3 protein-coding genes are annotated in these 5128 nt (G+C 34.8%); 2 read left to right on the top strand and 1 reads right to left on the bottom strand.

The genetic code is table 11. From position 1 onward, the window contains the following. The first annotated feature begins 351 nt into the window (after positions 1 to 351). Positions 352 to 1719: an APC family permease gene (locus tag V7183_RS19120; protein WP_335360487.1), complete on the top strand. Its 1368-nt coding sequence runs from the start codon at positions 352 to 354 to the stop codon at positions 1717 to 1719. Between the two features lie 10 nt (positions 1720 to 1729). Continuing rightward, positions 1730 to 3346 (top strand): amidohydrolase, encoded by a 1617-nt coding sequence (locus V7183_RS19115; protein ID WP_335360486.1) that lies wholly within the window; start codon positions 1730 to 1732, stop codon positions 3344 to 3346. A 76-nt stretch (positions 3347 to 3422) separates the two neighbouring features. Here V7183_RS19115 and V7183_RS19110 read toward each other — a convergent pair whose 3' ends face one another. Then, positions 3423 to 4814 (bottom strand): peptide MFS transporter, encoded by a 1392-nt coding sequence (locus V7183_RS19110; RefSeq protein ID WP_335360485.1) that lies wholly within the window; start codon positions 4812 to 4814, stop codon positions 3423 to 3425. Positions 4815 to 5128: the final 314 nt, after the last annotated feature.

The following is a 5128-nucleotide window of genomic DNA, read 5'->3' as shown; positions in this document are numbered from 1 at the left end:
TAAAAAACGGAAGTTAGCTTTCAAGAGCTAACTTCCGTTTTTTATTTATTCCGTTATTTGCATGATAAACGGCCCGTAAAAGTCCGATTGGTGATGGAAGTTTCACTTTATCCCATAGTTGTAGACTATTGAACTACCCCCACCTTCACTTCGTTTAGAGGAGGGGGCCTTCTCGGTTAAAATGATAAAAGTATGCAGCAATTCATAGGTTATGCAAATTAGTATACTTTTTGTGAAATAAACCATTGTTTTTTTCAGTTTACAGCATGGGAAAGCAGTGTTTTTGCTATGTAGTGACAAATTGGAACATAATTTGCATAGACCAATTACAAAGAGGAAGGGGGTTGAAAAGTGAAGAATGATATTAAGTTAAAGCGTTCGTTGAATTTTTTTCAGCTTGTATTATTAGGTTTAGCTTATATGGCTCCATTAACAGTGTTTACTACATTTGGCGTTGTAGAATCTTTATCAAAAGGGGTAATCCCAACAGCTTATATACTTGCGCTATGTGCAATGCTGTTTACAGCATATAGTTATGGACAAATGACAAAAGCTTATCCAGTTTCTGGATCTGCTTATACGTATACACAAAAATCATTGAGTCCAGGACTAGGTTTCATGGTTGGTTGGGTGATTTTAATGGATTACTTGTTTATCCCAATGATCAACTTCCTCATTATTGCACTGTATCTCTCTGAATATCTACCTTCTATTCCTTCTAGTATATGGATTATAACGATGATTGTAATTGTGACTGTAATCAATATTGTAGGAACAAAAGTAACGATTACAATGAATATGCTTTTTTTAGGTTTTCAATATATTGTATTAATTTCGTTTTGCGTTTTATGTGTTATATCTCTTTTCAAGGGGACTGGGGAGGGAACCATATTTTCATTAAAACCGTTTGTAAATCCCGACTCTTCCATTTTCGCTGCGTTTTCAGGTGCTTCAGTTCTTTGTTTATCTTTTTTAGGATTTGATGCATTAACAACTTTTGCAGAAGAAACAGTTCAACCAACAAAAACGATTCCGAAAGCGATATTTTTTGTAATTGGTTGCTCAGGCATATGCTATATTATTGTTTCTTATCTTGCACACTTAGTACACCCAGATTATTTATCTTTCAGAAGTTTAGATACAGCAGCTGCTGAAATCGCTAGAATGATAGGCGGAAATTTATTTAATGCTTTATTTCTTGCAGGAATGATTGTAACCGCATTCACTTCAGCTTTAGCCTCTCACGCCAGCGTTTCACGTATTTTATATGCAATGGGAAGGGATTCAGTACTGCCGAAAACATTCTTTTCCTACATACATCCACGTTTTCAAACACCTATCAAAAATATTGTTTTAGTAAGTATCTTTGCTTTGGCAGCGCTATTTACTGACCTTGTTACAATTACATCTTTTATTAATTTTGGTGCGTTAATCGCTTTTACATTTGTGAACATTTCCGTTATTGCACATTATTTTATCAAGGGACGTCAAAGGTCTTTAAAATGTACAATTTTATATTTTGTAGTCCCACTAATTGGTGCATGTATAACGATAAAATTATGGAGTGACTTAGATAAGATGTCTATGATGCTAGGAGGAATATGGGCGCTTGTTGGAGTTGTTTATCTGCTATATGTAACAAAATTATTCCGTGTTCAACCACCACAAATGAATTTTGATGAATCACAGAAAGAAGATGGACAAGAATTATCTGTTTAGGAGGAGAATGATGACGAAAAAAGCAGATGTTATTTTAAGTAGTAATGCAGTATTTACGGGAATAGAAGAAGCTCCTATTTCAGCTTCTATTATTATTAAGGATAATAAAATTATTGCTCTTGTTCCAAAAGGAAACATGCAAGACTATGTAGATGCTGACACCATTATACATGATTTTGAAAATCAGCTTATTATACCCGGGTTTCATGATTTTCATATTCATTTGATGCTCGGAAGCTTAGTCAATGAAGGAGTACAATTGATCCATGCACGTTCAGCTAGAGATGTTGCAAAGCTTGTAAAGGAACATGCTGATAGAAATGAAAATGCACCTTGTGTGATTGGAAGCAGCTGGGAGCAAAATTTGTGGGAATGCCAAGAAGAACCGCATCGAAATATATTAGATGAATACATTGCAGATCGGCCGGTATTTTTATATCATGCTGAGTTCCATAGTGCTTGGTTAAACAGTAAAGCACTAGAAATGGCAGGGATTCATAGAGGAACAAAAAATCCACCGTATGGAGAAATTGTGAAAGATAAGAACGGTGAGCCAACAGGAATCTTAAAGGAGAATGCAGTAGGGTTAGCAACAAATGTATTACAGTTTAATCCAGAACGTAATAGAATACTGCTTCAGCGCTTTTTAAGAGAAGCTGCAAAATGTGGGGTAACCTCTGTGCATGATTTATTGAGAATACCTGAAATGAGTGTGGAAGAAGCTGAACTATATGATGAATTTGAAAAAGAAGGTAAGTTAACAACAAGGGTTCATTTTGTTGCTCCTCTGAATGGTGATGTAAACTTAGCGAAAAGTTTAAATGAAACGTATCGCTCTAATATGGTTCAATTTTGTGGATTTAAACAATTTATCGATGGCGTAACCACAAGCTATACTGCGTATTTACTTGAGCCATATTGCGATGAGACGACAAAGGGACATACTGCTTATCCTCCAGAAATAATAAAGAAATGGACAGTGGATGCTGATAAAGAAGGATTTCGTGTAAGGTTTCATGCGATTGGGGATGGGGCTGTACGTTTAGCGTTGGATGCTTTTGAAGAGGCTCAAAGACAAAATGGTAAAAGAGATGCAAGACACGCAATTGAGCATGTTGAAATGATTCATCCAAGTGATATTGAGAGATTTCAAAAGTTAGGTGTACTGGCGTCTATTCAGCCGGAGCATATTAATCTGACAAGTAAAGAAGTATATACAAATTTAATTGGGTCAGAAAGAATGCAACACAACTATTTGATGAAAACATTAATGGATTCAGGTACTATGCTTGTATTTGGAAGTGATTATCCTGTTGTTACATTAAATCCACTGCCAGAGATTTATCGAGCTGTAACAAGATTAGATGATCAAGGTGTAGTGTGGAATTCACAGGAGAGAATTTCTTTAGCTGAAGCTTTACGAGCATACACATACGCTCCTGCATATGCTTCATTTCGTGAAGATGAACTTGGGACGATAGAAGAGGGGAAACTAGCTGACATAGTCGTATTGGATCGGAATTTATTTGCTGTACCTGTGACAGAAATTAAAGAGTCTACAGTTGTTTTTACAATGGTAGATGGGAATATTGTCTTCCAAGCTGAAAAACAAAGTGTTAAACATTAATAGCAAGAGGAAAGAAATAAATATTATAAATATAAAAAGGACCCTCGTATGTGAGGGTCCTTTCTTAATGGTATTGTTATTCCATCATACGTGCAATTTTTTTAGAGAACATAAGAAGTATCAATCCTAGTACGATTACGATAATACCGATACTTGCAAATACTTCTAAGTAGCCTAAAGATTGTGTGTAGGCAGCCAGTGCACCAGCTAGATAGTTCGCCATACCAGAACCTGCTAACCATACTCCCATTAATAGAGATGCTAATTTTACAGGAGCAATTGCACTTACCATTGATAGACCGATTGGTGATAAGAATAATTCACCAATTGTATGGAACAAATATGTGAAGACGATGAATAATAAATTTGCTTTAGTAGCAATATGCGCTTCATCGCTTCCAGTTTTCAGAACAGCTAATGTTAAAACGAGATAGCCAATTCCTAGTAAAATCATACCAAGTGCCATTTTTGTTGGAACTTTTAAATCACCATTTTTTGTTTTAGATAATTTCATCCATAACATAGATACAAATGGTGCTAATAGTACGATAAATGCTGGGTTAACAGATTGGAACCAAGATGTTGGAACTTCCCATCCGAAAATTGTACGATCAACAAAAGTGTTTGTATATAGTGTTAAAGAACTACCGGCTTGTTCAAAACCTGCCCAGAAGAAAACAACGAAGCAAGTTAAAATGATGATTGCCCAAGTACGGCTCTTTTCTTGTTTTGTTAAAGGTTTTTTCTCAATTACTTTTGCATTTTTGTCTTTTGATTTTTTACCTACAACTGTTGTTCCTGCTTTACCAAGGTAACGAGGAGCTAATAGGTTAAAGAAAATCTGACCGATAATCATACCGATACAAGCAGCTAAGAATCCATATTTATAACCCATAACCATAACGCCATTAGCGCTTGTTTTAAAGAAATCTTCTGCTAAGAAACCACAAATAAGTGGTGCAAAGAAAGCCCCTACGTTGATACCCATGTAAAAGATTGTGAAAGCAGAATCACGGCGTTTATCATTTTCACCGTATAATTCACCTAATAGAGTAGAGATATTCGGTTTGAAGAATCCATTACCAATAACTAATAATCCTAATCCTAAAAAGAGTCCAGTTTTTGTATTCATTGAAAATAGAACAAAGTTACCAAGTGCCATAATAATACCACCAAGAGTAATTGCAAGACGTCTTGGGATAAAGTGATCAGTTAACCATCCACCAGCAATCGGTGTGAAATATACTAAAGCTGTGAAAATTCCATATAATTGTACTGCAAAAGCCTTGTCAAATCCAAGACCGCCGCTAACAACAGCTGTTGTTAAATAAAGAACTAAAAGTCCACGCATTCCGTAGTAACTAAATCTTTCCCACATTTCTGTTAAGAACAACAAGTATAATCCAGGTGGATGTTTTTTTGGTGATTGTTGTTCTCCAGCTTTGTCTAATTTTAAAGCTGCATCCATTTTGCTTCCCCCTAATCCTGTATAACGGATATTTATGTAATCATTTTAATTTACAAAATATTTAGAAGTCAATAGTATTATATGGAAATAGAAAGAAAATTTCTTAAATAACCTATTAAGACTTCAGCCGTTACCCTATTTTTCCCTGAAAACGAGATAATAAGCGTTTTCAAGTGTAATATTTGAATTCCAAAAGAAAATAAAATAATGACAAATCAGAAAATTCTAATTAAAACAATTCTTCTGATATAGAGAAAACATATTTTATTTACTTTTACAATATAACATATTGAGAATAAAAATACAAAAAGAAA

It is taken from the genome of Bacillus sp. JJ1127, assembly GCF_036965845.1.
Classification (GTDB): Bacteria; Bacillota; Bacilli; order Bacillales; family Bacillaceae_G; genus Bacillus_A.
Note: the sequence above shows the minus strand (reverse complement) of the source record. Positions and strands in the feature narration are given on the sequence as shown.

What these genes read in the sequence shown, in the direction of transcription:
- V7183_RS19110 (WP_335360485.1), bottom strand. Translation starts at nt 4,814, where the DNA reads ATGGATGCAGCTTTAAAATTAGACAAAGCTGGAGAACAACAATCACCA.
- V7183_RS19115 (WP_335360486.1), top strand. Translation starts at nt 1,730, where the DNA reads ATGACGAAAAAAGCAGATGTTATTTTAAGTAGTAATGCAGTATTTACG.